20 protein-coding genes are annotated in these 22,851 nt (G+C 37.2%); 13 read left to right on the forward strand and 7 right to left on the reverse strand.

What is annotated here, in order from left to right:
* Positions 1 to 75 precede the first annotated feature (75 nt).
* Together LVD51_RS15390 and LVD51_RS15395 are read right to left on the reverse strand one after the other, a co-directional pair.
* Complete coding sequence (locus tag LVD51_RS15390; RefSeq protein ID WP_236972248.1) at positions 76 to 582, reverse strand: metallophosphoesterase family protein; 507 nt, start codon at positions 580 to 582, stop codon at positions 76 to 78.
* A 30-nt stretch (positions 583 to 612) separates the two neighbouring features.
* On the reverse strand, positions 613 to 1,296 hold the full coding sequence (locus LVD51_RS15395; protein ID WP_236972249.1) for a DUF502 domain-containing protein: 684 nt from the start codon (positions 1,294 to 1,296) through the stop codon (positions 613 to 615).
* 89 nt (positions 1,297 to 1,385) lie between these two features.
* Between LVD51_RS15395 and LVD51_RS15400 the strand changes: the two genes are divergently transcribed.
* The 4 genes from LVD51_RS15400 to tilS are packed head-to-tail and all read left to right on the forward strand — an operon-like array spanning position 1,386 to position 5,697.
* Positions 1,386 to 2,345 (forward strand): threonine ammonia-lyase, encoded by a 960-nt coding sequence (locus tag LVD51_RS15400; RefSeq protein WP_236972250.1) that lies wholly within the window; start codon positions 1,386 to 1,388, stop codon positions 2,343 to 2,345.
* Between the two features lie 6 nt (positions 2,346 to 2,351).
* The gene (panB, locus tag LVD51_RS15405; RefSeq protein ID WP_236972251.1) at positions 2,352 to 3,167 is read left to right on the forward strand and encodes a 3-methyl-2-oxobutanoate hydroxymethyltransferase; all 816 of its coding nucleotides are present in this window, start codon (positions 2,352 to 2,354) and stop codon (positions 3,165 to 3,167) included.
* Positions 3,167 to 4,201 carry an endolytic transglycosylase MltG gene (gene mltG / locus LVD51_RS15410; protein WP_236972252.1) on the forward strand — a complete coding sequence of 345 codons (1,035 nt, stop codon included), beginning with the start codon at positions 3,167 to 3,169 and terminating at the stop codon, positions 4,199 to 4,201. Before panB ends, mltG begins: the two co-directional genes overlap by 1 nt.
* Positions 4,201 to 5,697 carry a tRNA lysidine(34) synthetase TilS gene (gene tilS / locus LVD51_RS15415; RefSeq protein WP_236972253.1) on the forward strand — a complete coding sequence of 499 codons (1,497 nt, stop codon included), beginning with the start codon at positions 4,201 to 4,203 and terminating at the stop codon, positions 5,695 to 5,697. Before mltG ends, tilS begins: the two co-directional genes overlap by 1 nt.
* On the opposite strand, the gene LVD51_RS15420 is transcribed toward tilS, so the two are convergent.
* The 3 genes from LVD51_RS15420 to mdh all read right to left on the reverse strand — a co-directional run bounded on the left by LVD51_RS15420 (position 5,621) and on the right by mdh (position 8,757).
* Positions 5,621 to 6,517: a hypothetical protein gene (locus LVD51_RS15420; RefSeq protein WP_236972254.1), complete on the reverse strand. Its 897-nt coding sequence runs from the start codon at positions 6,515 to 6,517 to the stop codon at positions 5,621 to 5,623. The genes tilS and LVD51_RS15420 overlap by 77 nt on opposite strands.
* Positions 6,518 to 6,589: 72 nt before the next feature.
* On the reverse strand, positions 6,590 to 7,684 hold the full coding sequence (locus tag LVD51_RS15425; RefSeq protein WP_236972255.1) for a vWA domain-containing protein: 1,095 nt from the start codon (positions 7,682 to 7,684) through the stop codon (positions 6,590 to 6,592).
* Positions 7,685 to 7,827: 143 nt separating this feature from the next.
* On the reverse strand, positions 7,828 to 8,757 hold the full coding sequence (gene mdh / locus LVD51_RS15430) for a malate dehydrogenase (RefSeq protein WP_236972256.1): 930 nt from the start codon (positions 8,755 to 8,757) through the stop codon (positions 7,828 to 7,830).
* A 122-nt stretch (positions 8,758 to 8,879) separates the two neighbouring features.
* Here mdh and LVD51_RS15435 point away from each other — a divergent pair, with 122 nt between their 5' ends.
* From LVD51_RS15435 to LVD51_RS15460, 6 genes are all read left to right on the forward strand, one after another.
* Positions 8,880 to 10,397, forward strand: a complete 1,518-nt coding sequence (locus tag LVD51_RS15435) for a T9SS type A sorting domain-containing protein (protein ID WP_236972257.1) — start codon at positions 8,880 to 8,882, stop codon at positions 10,395 to 10,397.
* A 153-nt stretch (positions 10,398 to 10,550) separates the two neighbouring features.
* A complete protein-coding gene (sucC, locus tag LVD51_RS15440; protein WP_236972258.1) occupies positions 10,551 to 11,762 on the forward strand; it encodes an ADP-forming succinate--CoA ligase subunit beta in 1,212 nt (403 codons plus the stop codon).
* Positions 11,763 to 11,796: 34 nt separating this feature from the next.
* Positions 11,797 to 13,023, forward strand: coding sequence for an exodeoxyribonuclease VII large subunit (gene xseA, locus LVD51_RS15445; protein WP_236972259.1), 1,227 nt, complete (start codon positions 11,797 to 11,799; stop codon positions 13,021 to 13,023).
* Positions 13,010 to 13,210: a hypothetical protein gene (locus LVD51_RS15450; protein ID WP_236972260.1), complete on the forward strand. Its 201-nt coding sequence runs from the start codon at positions 13,010 to 13,012 to the stop codon at positions 13,208 to 13,210. The genes xseA and LVD51_RS15450 overlap by 14 nt, the downstream gene beginning before the upstream one ends.
* A gap of 30 nt (positions 13,211 to 13,240) precedes the next feature.
* Positions 13,241 to 14,563: a M16 family metallopeptidase gene (locus LVD51_RS15455; RefSeq protein WP_236972261.1), complete on the forward strand. Its 1,323-nt coding sequence runs from the start codon at positions 13,241 to 13,243 to the stop codon at positions 14,561 to 14,563.
* A gap of 2 nt (positions 14,564 to 14,565) precedes the next feature.
* Complete coding sequence (locus LVD51_RS15460) at positions 14,566 to 16,734, forward strand: insulinase family protein (RefSeq protein ID WP_236972262.1); 2,169 nt, start codon at positions 14,566 to 14,568, stop codon at positions 16,732 to 16,734.
* A gap of 80 nt (positions 16,735 to 16,814) precedes the next feature.
* Here LVD51_RS15460 and LVD51_RS15465 read toward each other — a convergent pair whose 3' ends face one another.
* The gene (locus LVD51_RS15465) at positions 16,815 to 17,231 is read right to left on the reverse strand and encodes an Lrp/AsnC family transcriptional regulator (protein WP_236972263.1); all 417 of its coding nucleotides are present in this window, start codon (positions 17,229 to 17,231) and stop codon (positions 16,815 to 16,817) included.
* 122 nt (positions 17,232 to 17,353) lie between these two features.
* Between LVD51_RS15465 and LVD51_RS15470 the strand changes: the two genes are divergently transcribed.
* Positions 17,354 to 18,070: a sulfite exporter TauE/SafE family protein gene (locus LVD51_RS15470; RefSeq protein ID WP_236972264.1), complete on the forward strand. Its 717-nt coding sequence runs from the start codon at positions 17,354 to 17,356 to the stop codon at positions 18,068 to 18,070.
* A gap of 708 nt (positions 18,071 to 18,778) precedes the next feature.
* On the opposite strand, the gene dnaK is transcribed toward LVD51_RS15470, so the two are convergent.
* Positions 18,779 to 20,701 (reverse strand): molecular chaperone DnaK, encoded by a 1,923-nt coding sequence (dnaK, locus tag LVD51_RS15475; RefSeq protein WP_236972265.1) that lies wholly within the window; start codon positions 20,699 to 20,701, stop codon positions 18,779 to 18,781.
* Positions 20,702 to 21,159: 458 nt separating this feature from the next.
* Here dnaK and LVD51_RS15480 point away from each other — a divergent pair, with 458 nt between their 5' ends.
* Together LVD51_RS15480 and LVD51_RS15485 are read left to right on the forward strand one after the other, a co-directional pair.
* Positions 21,160 to 21,717: a hypothetical protein gene (locus LVD51_RS15480; protein WP_236972266.1), complete on the forward strand. Its 558-nt coding sequence runs from the start codon at positions 21,160 to 21,162 to the stop codon at positions 21,715 to 21,717.
* 36 nt (positions 21,718 to 21,753) lie between these two features.
* Positions 21,754 to 22,791: a PspA/IM30 family protein gene (locus LVD51_RS15485; protein ID WP_236972267.1), complete on the forward strand. Its 1,038-nt coding sequence runs from the start codon at positions 21,754 to 21,756 to the stop codon at positions 22,789 to 22,791.
* Positions 22,792 to 22,851 lie beyond the last annotated feature (60 nt).

Genomic DNA, 22,851 nt, shown 5'->3' on the forward strand with positions numbered 1-22,851 from the left:
TTATTAATGGTCAATGGTTGATTATCAATGGTTAATGGTTAATGGTTAATGATTAATGGTTGATTATCAATGGGATTATTGTTCAATAGCTCCGCGTTTGCCCAGTTCAATGGCATTCATAGTATGAATCTTTCCATCGTCAATATGGAATGTAATTAATGTCCTCACATAATGGAATCCATGATGTCCACAAGCACCGGGATTGATATATAAGAGTTGATATCGCTTGTCGTATTGTACCTTGAGTATATGTGAGTGACCACATATTAATGCATCGAATTTTTGTTCCGCCAATATCTCTCGTGTACCTACATTGTACCGTTCAATTCGCCCTGCAATATGACGAATGAGAAAAGTCATACCGTGACGTTTTAAAATTTGATTTTCTGGAAATTCAGACCTAGTGATATGGTTGTCAATATTCCCATATACAGCCACAACTGGAGCCAAGGTGGTTAATCGATCTATAATAGAAATATCACCTATATCTCCCGCATGCCAGATTTCATCTACATCTTGTAAATGTGATTTTATTTGATCATCTAAATAACCGTGATTGTCTGAGAGCAATCCAATTTTCATATATTATTCTTCTTTTGAAAGAACAAAATATTAATTTTTTTGTGGTTCATTTATAGATGTCTCAAAACTTGGCTTATTGATGTCGGTATTGTCCGGAATATCGGAAGGGAAATGTTTGCTGAGGATATTAGCCGAACCTGTACCCACACCAATTATCGATCTCATGGCTTCCTCTGCCTTTACATCGACCACTTTGATCTGAGATCTTTTAACGTGGTATATAAAACCACTGGTCGGATTGGGCCCAGTAGGTACAAAAACAGTGCAATACTCTCCCGTGGTTTCATCGGTTAGAAAACCCGTAGTTAGAGTGTCAGTGCCGTAAAGGTCAATGAGGACAACCTTGAATAAATTCATATTGGAATTGCCCATTAACTGCTGAACGGCTTCTTTAATCATTCCGTAATACGGTAGTTTTTTAAGCAACCTATTTTCCATGGTCTCTATCATCCGCTTCCCTTTTGCTGTACTGACAAAAAGTCCAATTAAAAAACAGAATAAGACAAGGAAAACAAAGGCAAATAAATCAACTAATAAGGGATATTTAAATACTTCATGTGCATCTGAAAGTCCCAACAATGGTTTTACAACGCCAGATACGGTATAAAAAACAAATGTGACGACAAGATAAAGAATCGCTGCTGGTAATATCACCACAAGTCCACCAATGATGGTGGTTTTAATAAAGTTTCTTGTCCCGTTATCTAATTTCATTAAATTTGTCTTTTAAGGATGTTTATAAAAATTTGTCTAAAAAAATTAAAACTACTGTGCATCAGAATTTACACTAAAGCCCAATGAAGATGGATACCATTAAAGTGAAAGAATCAATACAGCACGCAGCAGAGTCTATTCAGAGTGATGTGGTAAATACCCCAATACTCCAATCCCAATATATAAACGATAAATATAGCGTAAAGGTTATATTCAAATGCGAAAATTTTCAAAGAACAGGGTCATTTAAATTTAGAGGCGCACTTTATGGTATAAAACAGAGTATAAAGGAAGATAAAGATTGTCAATTTTGCGGCCACTCTTCTGGCAATTTTGCCCAAGCTCTTGCCATGGCTGCAAAAATTAATCAGAAAAAGGCCACCGTATTTATGCCCCAAAATGCCCCTCAAACTAAGGTCGATGGTGTTCGTTATGCGGGCGGGGAAATTGTATTTACTGGAAATACCATCGTCGACAGAGAAAATGCAATTAATGAATTTCTAACCACTCACAAAAACTACAAAGGCTTACACCCTTCCAATGATTATAGTATGATTATTGGCAATGCCACGATTACTCTTGAAATGTTGTCTGAAAACAGTGATTTAGATATGGTCATCGTTCCGGTGGGTGGCGGTGGAATATTGGCAGGTACAGCATTGGCTGCTCATCATTTTGCTCCTCATATTAAAGTTTATGGAGCCGAACCCAGTGGAGCTGCAGATGCCGTGGCTTCCTTAGCCACTGGTCTCATTCAGCCTTCGATTCAACCTCAAACCATAGCAGATGGATTGAGAACTCAGTTGGGTGATGTAAATTTTCCAATAATCCAACGTCATGTCACTGATATATTGACTGTGGATGACGATGAAACCATAATGGCAATGAAGGATGTGTACCAATATTTAAAAATAGTGATCGAACCATCCTCTGCCCTCCCCCTAGCTCTAATTAAAAAATATCCAAAGGTCTTTGCCAACAAGAGAATTGGTATTATTATTACTGGTGGTAACCTAGATTTAATTAACTTGGCAGAAATATTTAAATAATTATATATGTCGATATCCAAAGAAGTAAAACGTGTTACAGTACATACACTTCGCCAGATGAAAGAGGCCGGTGAAAAAATCGCTATGCTTACGGCTTACGATTATTCAATGGCACGCATTCTCGATGAGGCCGGTATAGAAGTATTGTTGGTAGGCGATTCCGCTTCCAATGTTATGGCTGGACATGAAACTACTCTTCCCATTACCCTCGATGAAATGATATATCACGCCAGCAGTGTTGTCAGAGCGATTAACAAAGCCCTAGTAGTAGTAGATTTACCTTTTGGTACCTATCAAGGGAACTCTAAAAATGCATTGGATTCAGCCATTCGTATTATGAAGGAGTCGGGCGCTCATGGTGTGAAGTTGGAAGGAGGACTAGAAATAAAGGAAAGTATTATTCGGATATTATCGGCTGGAGTACCCGTTATGGGACATTTGGGCCTAACCCCTCAGTCTATTTATAAATTTGGAACTTATACCGTCCGTGCAAAAGAAGAGATGGAAGCAGAAAGACTGCTCAGTGATGCCATTCTATTGGAAGAATTGGGTTGTTTTAGTATTGTTTTGGAAAAAATACCCGCTCCTTTGGCCGCAAAAGTCGCCCAAACGGTAAGCATTCCTATCATTGGTATTGGCGCTGGCGATCAAGTAGACGGACAGGTTTTGGTAACCCATGATATGTTGGGCATAACTAAGGATTTTAAACCGAGATTTCTCAGAAGATATCGCGATTTATACGAAGATATTTACAATGCTTCAAAAGAGTATTTAAGAGACGTAAAAAGCAAGGATTTTCCCAATCAAAGTGAGCAGTACTAATGAATAAGAAATGGGCCATTATTCTTTCATTTTTCTTAATAGCAAGTTGTGTTACTGCCTATATAGGCTATCAATATTATAGTGCATTATTCCACGACAACGTCGACGTCGGTGATCGTACCAACATTGTCTACGTCTATCCCAGTTCCAGCGTCGATTCCCTAATCACTGAATTGGAACCATACTTTGTACATCGAGGAAGTTTTAATAAAGCTCGACGTGTGTTGTCATTTGAAACTTCGGATCTAAAAGTGGGGCGATACGACATAAAAACTGTGAAATCCAATCGCGACCTCATCAATTTGTTTAAAGGAGGGAGACAGAGTCCAGTTAAAGTCGTTATTTATAACGAAAATACCGTATCCGATGTAGTAGGCAAAATCAGTAAATACCTGTATATCGATTCTGTATCTTTAGAGTCATATGTTATGCAATCTGAAGCATTGGCTGAGGCTGGATTTTCCGGTCCAAATCTTTTGGCCCTCTTTATACCCAATACCTATGAAATGTACTGGTCTATATCTGGTGAATCTTTGGTCAATCGATTGTTGCGAGAAAACAAGGTGTTTTGGGAACGAAAAAATAGATTGACCAAGGCGAAGGAAGTAGGACTAAGTCCATTCGAAGTCTACACCCTAGCCTCTATCGTTGATCGCGAAACATTAGCCAGCAGGGAAAAACCCATCGTGGCTCGATTGTATTTAAATCGATTAAAAAAAGGTATGTTGCTACAAGCCGACCCCACAGTGGTGTTCGCCAACCAATTATTTGAAACCAGACGAGTTTTGTATAAGCATTTAAAGACAGATTCCCCATACAACACCTATGTCTATCCAGGTTTGCCTCCTGGTCCTATAGGTATATCTTCTATCTCGGGAATAGATGCCGTCTTAAATCCTGTAGATCACAATTATCTATATATGTGTTCGAAACCAGACAACAGTGGATTACATAATTTTGCCAGTAATCTCAGTCAGCACAATAGAAATGCCAATGCATATAGACGATGGCTCGATGCAAAAGGAATTAGATAATGTTATTGCTCGACAAATTAAAAGCGGATCTATCATCCATAGAAGACAAATACAATCTGTCTTTTAAGGACAAATCTTTTTTGTTGGCCGTGAGTGGAGGAATTGATTCCATGTGTATGTTGGATCTCTTTCGTCAATTAAATCTTGGAATAGCAGTAGCTCATTGCAATTTTAGATTGAGAGGAAATGATTCCGATTTAGATGAGGAGGTCGTGAAAAATTATTGCGAAGTTCACAATATTACCTTCCATGTTACCTCTTTTGAAACAGAAGCCTATGCATCTAGTCAAAGAATAAGTATTCAAGAAGCAGCTCGAGAATTGAGATATGGTTTTTTCGATAGGTTAAAGAGAGATCACCACTATGATTATTTATGTACAGCACATCATGGGGATGACAATATTGAGACTTTCTTTATGCATGTGTTTCGAGGTTCTGGTCTCAAGGGACTTACGGCAATTCCCACCTTGCGTTCGGAGTATATATTACGCCCCATGTTGCAGCGGACGAGAAAAGAAATAGCCCAATACGTGGATCGTCATCAGATTCCTTATCGGGAAGATAGTTCTAACATTCAGACTAAATATTTGAGAAACAAAATTCGTCATTTGTTGTCACCATTGATTAGGTCGTGGAGTGAAAAATATTACAACAACACTTTAAGTAGTATATCGTATTTAATTGAATATCAGAACTATATATACGTTAAATTAAATAAGTTTATCGAGAGTTATATCAAAGGTTTTTGGAATGGAATAGAGGTTATATCCCACGAAGACATAGATAAACAGCCTGAAGATTACTTTCTATTTAAATTGTATTTATTGAATTTGGGATTTAGTCCTTCCCAATATGAGGATATAATGGCGGCTAAGAAAATGGGTTCAAATTCCTTTGAAATTTCATCGGATCAAAGAACCATATACATCGATAGAGGAAAATGGTATTGTATTCCAACTTCAGTGAACGAAGAATTGAAGGTTAAACAATCTGTGGAGTTATCAGGGCTGGGTAAACATCGATTGCCATGGGGTGATGAGTTGGAGATCTCCGATGATTATCCCATAATTGATCATGATGGTTTTGTTGTAGCCATCCCTAAATCCGAGGTCGTGTGGCCGATGGTTTTGAGGAGTTGGTTGCCCGGTGATAGGATTGAATTTAAAGAAGGTAAGACGTTTTCTAAAAAAATTAAAAAATATTTTGCCGATGAAAAAATTCCTCTGTTTCTTAAAAATCGCATTTGGTTATTGGATCATAATGGTAGAATAGAATCTATTTTGGGGCTGAGGTCCAGTTCTTCTATATGGCAAAAAATAGAGGTGTTAACCGAAGGAAAATCCAAAACAGAAGTTGATAACGATGCTCTCCAACCAAACTATAAAAGCGGATATCAAACCTCCCTCAATAGTCGTGACTTTATTTATTTAATTTACTCCCCCTCTTTTTGGTATGAGTTTTATCGTCCAAATTTTCCCCGAAAAGAGTTTCCTTAGTATTTTCTCCTTTTTCAGTTCTACCTCCAGGTGCTTCGTCGAGGACTTCATGAAATACTTTATCTTCGTATTCTAAAATGCCATCAGGGTGAACAATAAATCCTGAATAAGTGCCATCGGGAACCCGCATTACATTTTGTTGAGGAATATCACTCTTCATAAACATCAAATGATCGAATATGATTTTTTCGTGTTGTATATCGTATCTCATCGTCGCCGCAGCTTGTACAGCATAATCCAAAATAAAGCGAGATTTAAAATACACCTTGGGCAGGTCTTTTTCCATTTGGATTAATGGTAAACCAAACTGAATCTTGTCTCTGGAAATAGCTATGGTCTCAATTAGTTTTCTTTTCGTAAAGAATTTATATGAATCATAGCCAAATAAAGCCAATACAATTTGGTCTTCACTGATGGTTAATGGTAGGGCTTGATAGTAGAGTACTCCATACCATTGATCTGGTGTAAAGGACAAATAATCCAAATCAGCGTCCATTTCCCATGAAGGGGACTGGTCGTTTAGGAATATCGGAGATGAAAGCAATGGTGCATAAATCCAACCTCCATATTGATAGGTCGATGTGTCTATGTAGAGTTGATAAGATATGATTTTGATATCCTGTTCCGGTAAATTAAGAATAGATAAGCCCTCAATATTTTCTAATTCTTCATCATAATCTACCATGTATTGGCCAAGATTTTGATTTAGAAATTCAAATGCTTTTATTCTTTCATCGACATTGGTATCTCTAACTAAACGACTGGCATTGTCGATCATTTCATCCCAATTAGGGGACTGACCGTATACCGTTATCGACATTGATAACCATATGATAAAAATGAGATAATTTCGCATTATAGGATATTTTTCCATGTTGCAAGCTCTATTGATTTAATAGCGTTTGTCTTTTCTGTTTTTATAATCTCGTAGGATAAATTCACCGAGTTGATTAAGGTCGGAGTAAAATGCTTTCCCATTATTGGTTTGGGTAAAGAGTTCTACAAATTGCTGAAGATAGGGATCAGAAGCAATCATAAAGGTAGTAATGGGAATATCGAGTTTTTTGAATTTAGTCGCCAAATTCAAGGTTCTATTGATAATCATTCTATCGAGGCCAAAAGGATTTTTGTAATACTTTTTACCTTTTTTAATACAAGTTGGCTTCCCATCGGTAATGAGCATAACTTGCTTATTGGGATTTCGTCGTTTTCTCAATATGTCCAATGCCAGTTCCAATCCAGCTACGGTATTGGTGTGATACGGTCCGACTTCTAAATAGGGAAGATCTTCGATTTTGATGGGCCAAGCATCGTTGCCAAAAACGATAACATCGAGACTGTCCTTGGGATATCGGGTTTGAATAAACTCAGCCAAGGCCATGGCCACTTTTTTAGCTGGTGTGATGCGATCTTCACCATATAGTATCATGGAGTGAGAAATGTCGATCATCAATACTGTACTCATTTTACTTTGATAGAAAGTTTCATGGACTTCCAAATCATTGGGTGTCAACATGAAGTTGTCTAATCCGTGATTGACATGGGCATTTTTAAGGGATTCGGTGATGGCTATATTTTCTATTTTATCCCCGAATTCATAGGATTTGAGATCAGAGATATAATCTTCTCCCCTCCCATTGTTTTTGGTATTGTGGTTGCCTTTTTGGACTTTTTTAATATTGCCAAAAATATCGTTAAAAGCCGCTTTTCTTATATTGATATTCAGCCTATTTGTAGGCCGAAATCCACCTTGTGTCGGATTGTCAGATATTAATCCTTTTTCCTTAAGTTCTTCTATGAAATCAGATATTGAATAATCTGCATTGGTGATTTTATAGGTGTTATCGAGCTGAGTCAACCAAGACAAAGCTTCGGCTACATCGCCACCAGTTTGCATTAATAATTCTTGAAATATTTTTAAAAGTGCATCAAAAAGTGTCTTCTCTTCTTGCTCTGGAATTAAATCTGAAATTAGCCATCCTCTCATATACATTATTTTCTAATAAACACTAAACGTAATTTAGTCTGAAAAGTTGGATAAAAAAAGGAGATTCAACACAAATTGAATCTCCACATATATTTATTAAGACCTAAAACAGGTAAATATCTAGGCTAACACCTGTGTTTAGGTTAAGACATTTTTTTGTAAACGTCCATTACATCTCTTACATGTGACTCCGACTGTTTCAATAAAGCAGTCTCATCTTCGTTCAATTGCAATTCAATGATTCTTTCTATCCCATTGGCACCCAATTGAACAGGTACACCCAAGAAAATATCATTGATACCGTACTCTCCTTCTAAATATACACAACATGGGAAAATTCTTTTTTCGTCTTTTACGATAGATTCTACCATTTGAGCGGCTGCTGCACCAGGTGCATACCAAGCAGAAGTACCCATAAGTTGGACTAATTCTCCACCTCCTTTCTTTGTTCTTTCTACGATGGCGTCCAATTTGTCTGACTCTATCATCTCAGTGACAGGGATACCTGCTACTGTAGTATATCGAGGTAATGGAACCATGGTGTCTCCATGGCCACCCATCAATACGGCTTGGATATCTTTAGGTGATACATTTAATTCAGTAGCTAAAAAAGCTCTATATCTAGCTGTATCCAAAATACCTGCCATTCCAAATACCTTAGTCTTAGGTAGTTTTGAATGAACAAAAGCTGCATAAGTCATAACATCTAATGGATTGGATACCACAATAATGATAGGATCTTTAGAATATTCAAGAATTGAAGAAGTTACAGCATTAACAATTTTGGCATTGGTAGAAATTAAATCATCTCTACTCATTCCTGGTTTTCTAGGAATACCAGCGGTAATTACTACAATGTCAGAATTGGCTGTGTCGGCATAATCTTCTGATCCTTTCAAAGTAGTGCTGTAATAATCTATAGGTGCTTGTTGCCAGCTATCCAAAGCTTTTCCTTTGGCCAAATCGCCTTTAATGTCAAGTAGTACGACTTCCTTAACAATATCCTTGTGAGCTAATACATTGGCTACAGTGGCTCCTACATTTCCGGCTCCTACGACGGTTACTTTACGCATTTTCTAATTATTTTTTTTTAGTTTACAAAACATATCACAAAATACTGATGTTGTATTAGTATAATATGAAATAATTTATAATTTTGGTCGCGGCTTTTTCGCATCCCATTTTATTTGAAAACATGAATGTAAGAATATTTCCCGTAATCTTGTTATTGATTTTTGTTGAATTCGGTTTCTCTCAAAGTCCTACTATTGATCCGAATAGTCCTTGTGGTACCGGAGATCTGTCAACTTATTTCGCTCAAATGAATTTTTCATCTTCTGATATTCAACTTAGAAGCAGTACTACGAGCTATTTCCCTTTAAATGTTGTCTCTGTAGGCAATGATCAGGGCCAAGGTCATCTCGACCCTGTTACCATTAGATCGAGTCTATGTGCACTCAACCAAGATTTTGAATTTCTCGATGTACAATTTTATATAAAAGATGAGATAAAATATCTCAATAGGACTTCTTATTATGACCACGATAAGAATAGTGGTTTTGAAATGATGAGAAATAATAATGATCGCAATGCCTTCAATGTATATATAGTCGATAATCCAGATTCTACCTGTGGATATTTTAATCAAACCAATCCCGCGATAGCCATTGCCAAGAATTGTTTCGAGGGTGGACTTCATGCGCTGACCCATGAAATGGGGCATTATCTCGGTCTCCCTCATACTTTTTTCGGATGGGAAAACCTTACCTATAATCAAACAAGAGTACCTCGAACTTTGAGTATAAGAGGATCTGATACCTTATATACCGAAAGAGTATCTGGTCAATATTGTGATAAAGCCAGTGATGGATTTTGCGATACTCCACCAGATTATCTCGGTTTTCGATGGTCATGCGACCGGGATGGATACAGTTTAGATACTTATGTGGATCCCGATGGAGTAGAGTTTAAAGTAGATGGAAGGAATTTTATGTCCTATAGTTTGAATAGCTGTCAGGAGACTTTTTCCACCGAACAATCCAATAAGATGCTTGTGAATTTATTGGATTCTAGAAATGGGCTTTACTCTGGATTAAAATATCAATTTGTGGCCGATGAATTGGTTTCTGGTGAAAATATTGTACCGATTGCACCCGCTCAAGATGCAGAAGTTAATTATCTCAATGTGAGATTGCAATGGGAAGCATTGGCGGGAAGTACAGAGTACTACGTTGAAATTTCAAGGTTCCCTGGTATATTATTTAATGAAGACCCCAATAAAATCACCTTGGTTTCCACGAATTCTTTTGTCGATGTGGGGGCCAATAATCTTTTATTGGATACTAAATATTACTGGAAGGTTTATCCATTAAATCCATTTACCCTCTGTCCTGTTTCATCAACGGAACAAAAATTTACAACTCGAACCCAGACCAATACTCAACAATTTTCTAACGGAGAAAAAGTAACGATTTTTCCAAATGTCTTGTCTGGCCAAGATAGAAATATCAATATTCAATATATGGTTCAGCAGGCCAAGACCTTCCATATTGATTTAATTGATCTTCAGGGTAAAGTTGTCCTCAGTCAAGACTCACATATTTTAGGAGATACTACGGAGCCATTTCAATTGCCCAATTTAACGGCTGGGATGTATTTCTTTAAATTTTCCAATGGTCAAGATTATTTAATACAGAAAATAATTATTCAATAAATAAAGAATAATTCTAGTCAATGACCATTTACAATGCTTTATCCTAGTCAAAAGATAAATCTAAGTATCTAGAATATATGGTGAATCAACACCATTTGATGAATTGATTTTAAAGGATTATTCTTACATTTGGCAAAAATAAACCAAAACAGAATGAATTTACACGAATATCAAGGAAAGGAACTTTTGAAAAAATACGGTGTGACGGTTCAAGAAGGCGTGGTAGTTGACGATCTTTCAAAATTGGAAGAAGCATATCATCAATTAAAGGACAGTACAGGAACTGATTTTGCTGTAATAAAAGCACAGATTCATGCCGGTGGTCGTGGTAAAGGCGGAGGTGTCAAATTGGCCAAGAATTTTTCTGAAGTTGAGGAACATGCCAATAATATATTGGGTATGATGTTGAAAACCCCTCAGACTCCAGGTGGTATGGATGGTGAAGGTAAATTGGTTCGAAAAATCCTTCTTGCTGAGGATGTTTACGCTCCAGACTTTGATGCCAATGAAGAAATTTATGTTTCTATTCTTAACGACAGAGAGCGTAAGAGAAATGTAATTATCTACTCTACTGAAGGTGGAATGGACATAGAAACAGTAGCAGAAGAAACACCAGAAAAAGTATTTAAAGAATTTATTGATCCAGAATTGGGTTTATTGCCTTTTCAGAGCAGAAAAATTGCCTTTAATTTAGGTTTGTCTGGTACTGCATTTAAAGGAATGGTTAAGTTTTTGACTTCTCTATATGCTGCATTTACAGGAACAGATTCGTCAATGTTTGAAATCAATCCTGTATTGAAAACTGGTGACGATCGGATCTTGGCAGTGGATTGCAAAGTATCTATCGACGACAATGCACTTTTCCGTCACAAAGATATCGCAGCTTTAAGAGACGAGCACGAAGAAGATGCTATGGAAGTAGAAGCCAGAAAATATGGCTTGAGTTATGTAAAATTAGATGGCAATGTAGGATGTATGGTGAACGGAGCTGGATTAGCGATGGCCACTATGGATATGATTAAACTTTACGGAGGTGAGCCTGCCAACTTTTTGGACGTAGGAGGAACAGCTGATGCAGAGAGAGTAGAACAAGCTTTTAAGATTATTTTAAATGATCCCAACGTAAAGGCGATTTTGATCAATATATTTGGAGGTATCGTTCGATGTGATCGTGTGGCCAATGGTGTTATTCAAGCCGCTAAAAATATTTCAATCGATGTTCCAGTTATCGTAAGATTACAGGGAACCAATGCCGATATCGCCAAAAAATTGATCGACGAAAGTGGATTAAAAGTACAATCAGCTATTATGTTGCAAGATGCAGCAGAATTAGTACAGAAAGCTTTGGACGGAGCCGAAGCTTAATATTTGAATATTTGTTTTTTATTGAGGATGGTTTATGAAGCATTTTTCCTTATTCGATTTACATCAATATATCGAGAGAATTTTTCTTCTCAATTTTGAAGAATGTATTTGGATAGAGGCTGAAATAGCGGAAAACAATCTCAATAATGGCAATTATTATTTATCACTGATAGAAAAAACAGAAACCGGAGGTCTGCTAGCGCAGGCCTCTGCTGCTTTATGGCGGAATCATGCCACAGCTATCAAAAAGAAACTGGGGAATCATTTTAACAAAATTCTTCAGCCTGGAAGTAAGGTGAGACTGTATTGTGATGTCAAGTTTCACCCTAGATATGGATATAAGCTCCATATAGTCGATGTGGATTTGGATTATTCAATGGGGCATTTGTTTTTAGAACGACAAAAAACCTTGGCAAAACTCGAATCCAATCAATTGTTCGATCTCAATAAACAATTGACTTTGCCGGACGTCATCCAACGCATAGCAGTGATATCATCTCCGCACGCGGCAGGATACCAAGATTTTGTCCATCAATTACAGCACAATAGTTTGGGTTATAAGGTGTCTCATGACTTGTTTGCTTCCAAAATGCAGGGAGACGAAGTAAGCTCTACCCTGAATCAAGCCATGGAGCGAATTCACGCCATTGCCCAACAATACGATGTTATAGTCATGGTTCGCGGTGGTGGTGGATCTATGGATTTAAGCGATTTTGATCAATATGAAGTAGCGGAAGCCATAGCCAAGGCCCCACTACCTGTGGTAAGTGGTATTGGACATGATAAAGATATGTCGGTAACTGATATGGTGGCATACAAAAGTGTAAAAACGCCTACAGCTGTCGCTGAATTTATTTTGTATCACAATCAGAAATTTGAATCCGAAATTATAGATATTTATAACGACATCGCCTATCTGGCGCAAAAGAATCTATCCATTTATATTAATGAAATTAATCAGATCTATCCCTATCTAACCCGACAAATAGGACGGTATATGCAAGCAGAGGAAATGCAATTGCAAAAATTAGATGGTCAGATCTATGGTCGAATTAATAAAATTTGGAAAAAAGAATACGAAGAAATTAATCAACTTCTTCAAAATTTTACTATCTTAACTCCTAATGAAGCAATGCAACAAGGTTATGCCATGTTGTTCCAAGATCGTATATGGATAAAAAATCTCAACGACCTCTCCCAAAAGAAGCCATTTACGATACAAATCAATACAGATAAATTAGAAATCAATGACCAAAAGTAAAAAGTTGCCTAAAAATTATAGTGCCGCGAAAACAGAACTTTTACAATTAAAAACCAATTTGGCAGAAAATCAGTATGAAGTAGATGAATTGGAAGATTTAATCGATAGAGCCAAACTACTTATCGAATTTTGTCAGAATAAATTGAGGGAATTGGAGGTGAAGATTGATAAAAATATTAATATTTAAGCTTCGATCAATATATTAAAAAGTTGAATTATGAGAAAATGTATAATTACTTGCCTGTTCGCATGCTGTATGGCTGGGATAGTTCAAGCTCAAATGAACAAAATTGATTTTGAGGAGTTCGATCTCGACAATGGTCTACATGTCATACTCCATCAAGACAAATCCACTCCTATTGTAGCAGTTTCAGTACTGTATCACGTCGGATCTAAAAATGAAGAACCCAACCGTACTGGGTTTGCTCACTTTTTCGAGCATTTGATGTTTGAAGGTTCAAAATATGTAAATCGCGGTGAATTTGATACCTATATATCTAATGCCGGTGGAGTAAATAATGCCAATACTTCTAAAGATAGAACATTTTATTATGAGATATTTCCTTCCAATCAATTGGAATTGGGGCTTTGGTTGGAATCGGAGCGAATGTTGCACGCCAAAATTGATGAAAAGGGTATAGAAACTCAGAGAGAAGTGGTCAAAGAGGAGAAAAGGCAGCGAGTAGACAATCAACCTTATGGGACTTGGTTGAATAATTCTTTTGAATATGCCTACAAAGAGCATCCCTATAAATGGAGTGTTATCGGTTCAATGGATGATTTAAATGCCGCTTCAAATGAGGATTTTGAAAATTTTTATAAAAAATTCTATATCCCCAATAATGCCACGCTATCTATTGCCGGAGATATAGATATTGAGAAAACTAAATTGCTGGTGAGAAAGTATTTTTCCACTATTCCGAAAGGGGAAGAACCGAGTAGACCAGCAGTGGTAGAACCACCTTTAGAGGGTAATATTATTGATACGGTATACGACAATATCTCTCTACCGGCAATGTTCTTAACCTACCGAATATCGAAACAGACCGATGACGATATATATGCCATTCAAATGCTAAATACCATCCTATCCGGTGGGGAAAGTTCAAGAATGGTCAAAGAGCTCAAAGACAAGCAGCAATTGGCCATCCAAGTATCCAATTTTCCGATGGAATTGGAAGACCCCGGTGTTAGTTTTATTATAGCACTTCCCAATGTGGGACGAAGTTTGGATGATTTGTTAGATGGAATTGATGGCGAAATAGAAAAAGTACAGAACGAGTTAATTTCAGAACAAGAATATCAAAAATTGCTCAATAACGTTGAAAGCAGTTTTATCAGAGGCAATTCTTCAATGGTGTCTATTGCCGAGTCTCTGGCCAATTATCACACCTATTACGGAGACGCCAATATGATAAATACGGAAATCGAGAAGTATATGGCAGTAAGTCGAGAAGATATTCGAGAGGTTGCCAGAAAGTATTTCGACCCAGCCAATAGAGTCATTTTATATTACTTGCCAAAACAACAAAATCAATAGATATGAAGTATATAGTTTCATTCAAATCATATATCTGGGCTGTACTTTGTATGGCAGTAATAGTGTCTTGTACACCCAAAATGGCTGTAGAGACTACTACTCCAGAAGTAAATGTTCCAGTAGTAGATACTGAGGCCTGGAGGTCTCAAGCACCCAGTCCTAGTCCGGCTCCAGACTTCAATCTGGGCGATTATGAAGAATTTGCCCTAGACAATGGATTGAAAGTCATCGTAGTAGAAAATCATAAATTGCCCGTGGTTTCATTTCAGTTGTTCGTCGACCGAGGTGCTATCCTAGAGGGTGATAAGACGGGATTGACATCTATTGTCGGTCAAATGTTGAGACGGGGTACTGTGAACAAAACCAAGGCGGAAATAGATGAAGAGATAGAGTTTATCGCAGCTACTATAAGTACTAGTTCCTCTGGATTCTACGCTTCGGCATTGAAAAAACATACAAAGAAGCTTTTGGATTTGGCTACAGAACTTATCTATGAACCCAGTTTCCCTCAGGAAGAATTTGACAAAATTGTTCAGGAAACCAAATCTGGATTGGCCTTTTCTAAATCGGATCCCAATACCATATCTTCCAATGTAAGCGGTGCTATCTTGTACGGTAAAGATCACGCCTACGGCGAGTTTGTGACTGAAGAAACCATTGAAAATATTTCATTAGAAGATGTTAAAGAATTTTACAGTAAATATTTGATACCCAATATCTCTTATTTAATCGTGGTAGGGGACATTGACGTTGCAGAGGCCAAAGAATTGGCTACTTCTTATTTTAGCGATTGGGAAGGCAATCCCAATTTTAAAGTACATGAACCTGTATTCCCATCCCCTCCTGCTCAAAATAGTGTAAGTATAGTACCCAAGGAAGGTGCGGTACAATCAGTTATCGATATTTCTTCGACCATAAGATTTCCACACAATTCACCAGATCGATTGGCGGCTTCTGTAATGAATACCATTCTCGGAGGATATTTTGGCTCTAGGTTAAATAAAAATATAAGAGAAGACAAGGGGTATACTTATGGTATTGGATCTAGGCTTTCACCGGATCGATATGTGGGGAATTTCTCTACTTCTGCTAGTGTAAGAAATCAAGTGACCGATAGTACAATTACTGAAATTTTAAAGGAAATGAAGCGAATGCAGTCCGAAAAGGTTTCAGAAGAAGAGCTTAGTTTGGTAAAAAATGTATTAACTGGACAATTTGCTCGAGGACTGGAATCTCCACAAACTATTGCTAGGAATGCGCTTAATATTGCTCGATACGATTTGCCGAAGGATTATTATCAGACCTATCTCAGTCGATTGGAAAAGTTAACGGCAGATGATATATTGGCAGCAGCTAAAAAGTATCTCAACCCCAATCAATTGCAGATTGTAATTGTTGGAAATGATGAAGAAATCTCAGAGGGATTAGTGGCTTTCGACGGTGATGGTAATATCGATTATTACGATATCGCTGCAGAGAAGGTTGACAAAAAGCCAATGATGTCAGCTGAAGACTTGGGAGTGACTGCCGAAGAGATTATTGCACATTATATCGAAGTAATTGGAGGGCAGGATAAGTTGGATAATGTCAAAAGTGTAGTCATGGTTACCAAAGCGGAAACACCAATGGGGAATCTATCTACGACTATTAAGACCAAAGACAATAGCAAAGTCAACATGAAAATGGAAAGTCAAGGAATGACTATTCAAGAAATTATATTCAATGGATTTAAAGCCAAGGTAGGTGGCATGCAAGGCAATCAGATCATCGATGATCCCAAAGAGTTTTCCAGATTTAAAGCCATGGCTAAATTTTGTCCTGAATCTGATTATTTTACTTCAGGGGAATATCAAGTAGAGGTAAAAGGAACAGAGGAATTGGAAACGGGACAAGCTTATAAAATCCGATTGACTTCCATGGACGGAACCGTTACTACTGAATACTATGACATTAAAACTGGGTTAAAACAAAAGATGGTAAACACAGTGAGCAGTAATGGTCAAGAGATCGTGACCCAGCAATTATTGGGAGATTACAAAGAAGTGGATGGAATTAAGGTCCCACATACTATTACTTTTTCAGGCGGTGGTATGCCGTTTGAAATGGTTCAAAAGGTAGAAAAGATTGAGTTTAATACTCCGATGGAAGATAGCGTCTTTCAGGTAGAATAATTCAGGTATAAGAAATGCTATTATAGAACGGATATTAAAGAAAAGCTCCCAATTCTCTTGAAGAGAATTGGGAGCTTTTTTTATCCCTTAATTTTAGATAGTATCAGTGAAGTGGTTGGGTCGCCATAGAGGATGAGTTGATCGATAAAAGACTGTAAGTGAAGTTGATCTTTAAGAATTACCTTCATCTGAATATTTTGTGGACCAGTGACCCGGTAGGATTCTATTATCTCTGGGAAGGTATGAATGACTTGCATAAAGGTTTTGAGTTTTCCAGAATGCAGTTTTAGGCCTATAAAAGCTTCAAGGCCATATCCTAATAGAGAGTAGTTAACCGAGATGGTATAATTTTTAATCACTCCCCTATCTTCTAATTTTTGAATTCTTTCCCGAATTGTTGATGGAGAAAGGTCTAATCTTCGACCGAGTTCGGCGTAACTCAGTCTAGCGTTTTGTTCCAAAATTCGAACTAACTTTAAGTCAATGGCATTTATCATTTTTATTAGGATTTTTAACAATTATATTGATGATTCCACGGGAATATAACAGATTTGACGCAGATTCCACATTCTTGACAAGGTAATTAATCTTAATTTTGTAAGTATAAAATAAATAGATTATGGATACCATATTGTTGATCACAGCCTTGGGAATATGTTTAGGTTTTTTCGTTCAATCTATGATTGGTTTTGCTGGAGCTCTGGTTGCATTACCTGTTTTGCTGACTGTGATGTCTATGCCCGATGCCATTGCGACCATATCTCTATTTTATTTATTTTCCAGTGTAGAAATGGTTATTAAGAATTGGAAAAATATTCAATTTAAGATCATTTTAAAGTTGACTTTAGTTTCTATAGTGGGTATTGGTTTGGGTATTTACGTTTTGAGTTTTTCCAAGCCATTGTTTTTAAAGAAAATCCTCGGAGTATTTATTTTAATGTATGTGATTTATTCTCTTTTAAAATATTCCAAAGATATTAGACTGCCCAAATTGACCATTCCCCTCGGGTTTTTAGGTGGATTCTTTTCTGGGTTATTTTCGACAGGTGGCCCATTATATGTGATGTCCGTTCGCAACACGGTGACGGATTCAAAATCTATTCGCGCCACCATGATAGGTATATTGGCTTTGGTGTCCTTGGTGCGCGTCCCTATGCTTAGTATCAATGGAATATTGACTAAGTCCCATTTACAACACAGTATTATTATATTACCTTTCTTTTTTGCCGCTCAGTTTTTGGGCACTAAGGCCTATGGCAAGCTCAATGAAAATTCATTTAAAAACATCCTTTTGTTGTTGCTAGCTATTTCCGGGATATTTTTGATTATCCGTTAGTTACTGTTTACTCAATATAGCTATTGGATTGATTGCTGTACCTCATGGTTCAATAGATAATTGACTATCTATTTTTTAAGCAGTTTGGGAGCCATGAATTGGATTGTGTTTTTAGTCTTTGCGCTCCGGGCGTGATTGCAATGTTGGCAGTAGAGACGCAATGCCTTGCGTCTCCCAACAGGGTCGAATGAGACGCAAGGCATTGCGTCTCTACGGTGAGGAATGACTGCAACGTAAATCGATAGTCAAATTCCCCTCCAATGGAGGGGTGTCAGTTTACTGACGGGGTGGTTTGGAAATTCTGTAGGGATTATTTTAATTTATTTTGAAGATGTAGAGACGCAATGCCTTGCGTCTCCATTAGGTGGTTTTGGGAGACGCAAGGCCACCCCACCCACGACATGGAGGTCAACCCATCCGAAGTACGGTGGATTCGGTTCCTTCAATGCTATTAAATTATTGATGTAAAATGAAATTTTATCCTTGTCAATTTTAATGTATTGTTGTCACGACACGGAGGTCGTGACTTCTCTCGCCAGAGACCGATTAACGGGCTCTGGTGCTTTTTGTCCACCCACCCGAGGGATGGGACCCTCGGATCCTTCATCGTGCTGTTTAGGTATATTTAAATAGAAGTGATATTAAAAAAGAAAAGCTGTCTCATCAACATGAGACAGCTTTTCTATAAATCTATATATAAAGTTACGATTATTTATTCTCGTCTACTTCTTCAAATTCAACATCGGTTACATCGTCGCTATCTGATTGGTTGTTGCCGGCATCACCTGCACTACCGTTTGCTCCTGCACTAGCCCCTTCACCATTTTCATTGGTAGCGGCATAGATATCTTGACTTGCTGCTGTCCATGCTGCAGTCAATTTTTCAGAAATGCTATCGATTTGATCTAAATCCTCTTTTTTATGAGCTTCCTTCAAATCTGCCAATGCAGATTCGATGGCTGCTTTTTTGTCAGCAGGAATTTTATCACCGTATTCAGTCAATTGTTTTTCTGTGCTAAAGATGGTTGCATCAGCAGCATTCAATTTGTCCACTCTTTCCTTTACCAATTTATCAGACTCGGCATTGGCTTGAGCTTCGTTTTTCATTCTTTCGATCTCTTCTGGAGATAATCCAGTTGAGGCTTCAATTCTGATTTTTTGCTCTTTACCTGTGCCTTTGTCTTTGGCGTGAACGTTCAATATACCATTGGCATCCATATCAAATGAAACTTCAATTTGAGGTACCCCTCTTGGTGAAGGTGGAATACCGTCTAGGATAAATCTACCTACCGTTCTATTATCTTTGGCCATAGGACGTTCCCCTTGCAATATGTGTATCTCCACAGAAGGCTGATTGTCAGCTGCAGTAGAATATACTTTTGATTTCTTCGTAGGGATGGTTGAGTTAGACTCGATAACTACATCATATACACCTCCCATGGTCTCAATACCCAATGAAAGTGGAGTTACATCCAACAACAATACATCTTGAACATCACCGCTCAATACCCCTCCTTGGATGGCAGCACCGATGGCTACAACCTCATCTGGATTTACTCCCTTGTGTGGTTTTTTACCAAAAAATTGTTCAACGGTTTCTTGGATTTTAGGAATTCGTGTAGATCCACCTACCAAAATCACTTCATCAATATCACTGGTAGAAAGACCAGCATCTTTAAGTGCGGCTTTACATGGTTCCAATGCACGTTGGATCAAGCTATCGGCCAATTGCTCGAATTTTGATCTAGATATTTTTACCACTAAGTGCTTAGGAACACCGTCTTTGGCAGTGATATATGGCAAATTCACTTCGGTCTCTGTAGATGCAGAAAGTTCGATTTTCGCTTTTTCAGCTGCATCTTTTAATCTTTGCAAAGCCAATGGATCTTTTCTCAAATCCATATTCTCTTGCTCTTGGAAAGAATCAGCCAAGAAATCGATAATTACTCTATCAAAATCATCTCCACCCAATCTAGTATCACCATTGGTAGATTTTACTTCAAATACACCGTCACCCAATTCTAGGATAGATATATCAAAAGTACCCCCTCCTAAGTCATATACAGCGATGGTCTGATCTTTGTGACTTTTGTCCAATCCATAAGCCAAAGCAGCAGCTGTGGGCTCATTGATAATTCTTTTTATACTTAAGCCAGCGATTTCACCAGCTTCTTTGGTAGCTTGTCGCTGTGAATCATTAAAGTAAGCAGGTACAGTGACTACTGCTTCAGTAACATCGTGGCCCAAATAATCTTCAGCCACTTTCTTCATTTTCTGCAATACTATCGCAGAAATCTCTTGTGGTGAATATTTGCGATCGTCGATAGCCACTCTGATTGTGTCGTTGTCGCCTTTTACGATTTCGTAGGGTACATCTGAAATTTCTTTAGATGATTCACTATATCGTGACCCCATAAATCTCTTAATAGATGAGATCGTTTTATGGGGATTGGTAATAGCTTGTCTTTTTGCTGAATCCCCTACTTTACGCTCACCGTTTTCTAGAAAAGCAACTACTGAAGGAGTTGTTCTTCTACCTTCGTCATTAGGAATAACCACAGGTTCATTACCTTCCATCACGGATACACATGAATTGGTGGTACCTAAATCTATTCCGATAATTTTTCCCATATCAATATTTAATTTTATTTTTTTTAATACGTTACTTAATGTTATACAATATGAGTGCCATCCACAATTTTCGTACAAATTGACATCTTTATCTATTAAAGTCCTTTTTTTAATGACAGGTTTGATGTGACAGACTGACATATCGTCACTTTTTTAATAGAATATGGACAGAACCTCTGTTATATATTTCGATCCAGATCTATAGAATTCTCGGATTCTATAATTCCTCTGGAAAATCTTCTATATAAATATCTATAAAACAAATAAAAATAATATCTTTCTATTTTGACAACCTATGATGATTGGATTTCATCTACTTTTACCATGGATTTATCGAAAAATTTATTCGAAATTAAGTCATGGTAAAATAGTCTGAAACTAATGTGTATTTTTAGGGTTTAATGTTTTATAGAGAATATATAAAACTTTTTTTACTTAAATCTTCCAACTATAACAGAATGAATATAAATCTTGTAGAAATCTTCGATAATCAAAATTCTTTAGATAAAAAGTCGCGTGAATTTTTGCTTAAAGCCATTGAAAGAAATAATAAGGAGGGATTTGATTATTTAGAATTTAAACAAGCTATGATTCGGTTGGAGAAAATGGCTTTAGATGAGGAGACCGCTATTAAATCTGCTTATGCGACTGCTTCTACCGTAGGACTTACTAAGTCCATGCTAATGAAAAGCGCTGATTTTTATTTGGCTATATTACAAGAAGAATACAATCAGTTTAACAGTGCTTTAGAAAAACAAATGGAAGCCAAAGTGCATTCCAAACAAAAGCAAAAAGAGCAAGCAGAAGAAAAATTAAAAACCATTACTCAGAAAATAGCCGATCTGCAAAAAGAACAAAAAGTTTTGGAAACTAAACTTCAAAAAATGGATGAGGATGCCCTCAAAGCCAAAGAAAAAATTGAAGATACCAGTGAGAAATTTCAGGCTACCTTGAAAACCATTACCGAAAGAATTCAACAAGATATTGAACAATTTAATAACCATATATCATCTTAAATGACCTCTCTCTACGAGGTAAAATTTTAATAGAATATGTCAGATTTACAATCATTTAAATCAGCGAGACCAAAATCTTTTTGGAAAAAACCAGAAGGAGTAGTGGGTGCCTTATTTATCAGTGGAATATTGTTGGGCGCCGGTTTTTTAATCGTCTCTAATCTAAGTTTCATTATTGGTCTAATGGCCAATGTATTTTATCTCTCATTGATTATCGTAGCCTTTGCAGTTCTTCTGTATATGGTCTTAGATCCTAGAATGAGAAACCTAGTATGGTATATGTACAAAAGTGTGATGCGTTGGATAACTGGGATGTTTATTCAGATCGATCCAATAGGTATCCTAAAAAGCTATGTTCAAGACCTAGAGGACAATCTCAAAAAGATGAGTAAACAAATCGGTCTTTTGCGCGGCCAAATGAGAAAGATCAAAACATTAATGGAAGACAATGTCAAAGAGATTGACAACAATATGTTGTTGGCTCAAAAAGCCAAAGAAATAGGCCAAGACAATCAACTTCTCCTTGCTTCTAGAAAAGCGGCTAGACTCAAAGAGAGCAATCAGAAGTACGCCTCCTTGCTCAATAAAATGACGGTCTTGTACAAGGTGTTGTCCAAGATGTATTCCAATTCAGAAGTACTGTTGGAAGATACCAAAGATCAGGTCAAACTCAAAGAGCAAGAAAGAAAAGCTATCAGAACCAGTTACGGTGCTATGAAAAGTGCTATGGATATTATAGCTGGAACTGGGAATAAAAGAGAAATGTTTGATGCTGCTCTAGAAAATATTGCCGATGATTTGGCCAATAAAGTTGGAGAAATGGAACAATTTATGGAAATGTCTTCTTCCGTTATGGACTCTGTCGACCTTCAAAATGGGGTGTTCGAAGAACAAGGACTGAAAATGTTGGAGGAATGGGAAAAGAAAAGTACGATAATGCTTTTGGGTGATGGTCAATCCAATATGGCTGATGACTTTTTTGACTTAGATGCCAAACCCAATGAAAGGGTTAAGATAGAACGCAAATCGGATTCCGATGATAAAAGCAATGAATACGAAGGTTTGTTTGATTAGACCTTGGTAATATGTAAAATAAAAAAGGCCAAATGTAAATTCTATATTTGGCCTTTTTAT

Source organism: Membranihabitans marinus (assembly GCF_021729155.1).
Taxonomy (GTDB): Bacteria; Bacteroidota; Bacteroidia; order Chitinophagales; family Saprospiraceae; genus Membranihabitans; species Membranihabitans marinus.

Coding starts and splice junctions, on each gene's coding strand:
- LVD51_RS15390 (WP_236972248.1), bottom strand. CDS start 582: ATGAAAATTGGATTGCTCTCAGACAATCACGGTTATTTAGATGATCAA.
- LVD51_RS15395 (WP_236972249.1), bottom strand. CDS start 1,296: ATGAAATTAGATAACGGGACAAGAAACTTTATTAAAACCACCATCATT.
- LVD51_RS15400 (WP_236972250.1), top strand. CDS start 1,386: ATGGATACCATTAAAGTGAAAGAATCAATACAGCACGCAGCAGAGTCT.
- panB (WP_236972251.1), top strand. CDS start 2,352: ATGTCGATATCCAAAGAAGTAAAACGTGTTACAGTACATACACTTCGC.
- mltG (WP_236972252.1), top strand. CDS start 3,167: ATGAATAAGAAATGGGCCATTATTCTTTCATTTTTCTTAATAGCAAGT.
- tilS (WP_236972253.1), top strand. CDS start 4,201: ATGTTATTGCTCGACAAATTAAAAGCGGATCTATCATCCATAGAAGAC.
- LVD51_RS15420 (WP_236972254.1), bottom strand. CDS start 6,517: ATGTCGATAACGGTATACGGTCAGTCCCCTAATTGGGATGAAATGATC.
- LVD51_RS15425 (WP_236972255.1), bottom strand. CDS start 7,684: ATGAGAGGATGGCTAATTTCAGATTTAATTCCAGAGCAAGAAGAGAAG.
- mdh (WP_236972256.1), bottom strand. CDS start 8,757: ATGCGTAAAGTAACCGTCGTAGGAGCCGGAAATGTAGGAGCCACTGTA.
- LVD51_RS15435 (WP_236972257.1), top strand. CDS start 8,880: ATGAATGTAAGAATATTTCCCGTAATCTTGTTATTGATTTTTGTTGAA.
- sucC (WP_236972258.1), top strand. CDS start 10,551: ATGAATTTACACGAATATCAAGGAAAGGAACTTTTGAAAAAATACGGT.
- xseA (WP_236972259.1), top strand. CDS start 11,797: ATGAAGCATTTTTCCTTATTCGATTTACATCAATATATCGAGAGAATT.
- LVD51_RS15450 (WP_236972260.1), top strand. CDS start 13,010: ATGACCAAAAGTAAAAAGTTGCCTAAAAATTATAGTGCCGCGAAAACA.
- LVD51_RS15455 (WP_236972261.1), top strand. CDS start 13,241: ATGAGAAAATGTATAATTACTTGCCTGTTCGCATGCTGTATGGCTGGG.
- LVD51_RS15460 (WP_236972262.1), top strand. CDS start 14,566: ATGAAGTATATAGTTTCATTCAAATCATATATCTGGGCTGTACTTTGT.
- LVD51_RS15465 (WP_236972263.1), bottom strand. CDS start 17,231: ATGATAAATGCCATTGACTTAAAGTTAGTTCGAATTTTGGAACAAAAC.
- LVD51_RS15470 (WP_236972264.1), top strand. CDS start 17,354: ATGGATACCATATTGTTGATCACAGCCTTGGGAATATGTTTAGGTTTT.
- dnaK (WP_236972265.1), bottom strand. CDS start 20,701: ATGGGAAAAATTATCGGAATAGATTTAGGTACCACCAATTCATGTGTA.
- LVD51_RS15480 (WP_236972266.1), top strand. CDS start 21,160: ATGAATATAAATCTTGTAGAAATCTTCGATAATCAAAATTCTTTAGAT.
- LVD51_RS15485 (WP_236972267.1), top strand. CDS start 21,754: ATGTCAGATTTACAATCATTTAAATCAGCGAGACCAAAATCTTTTTGG.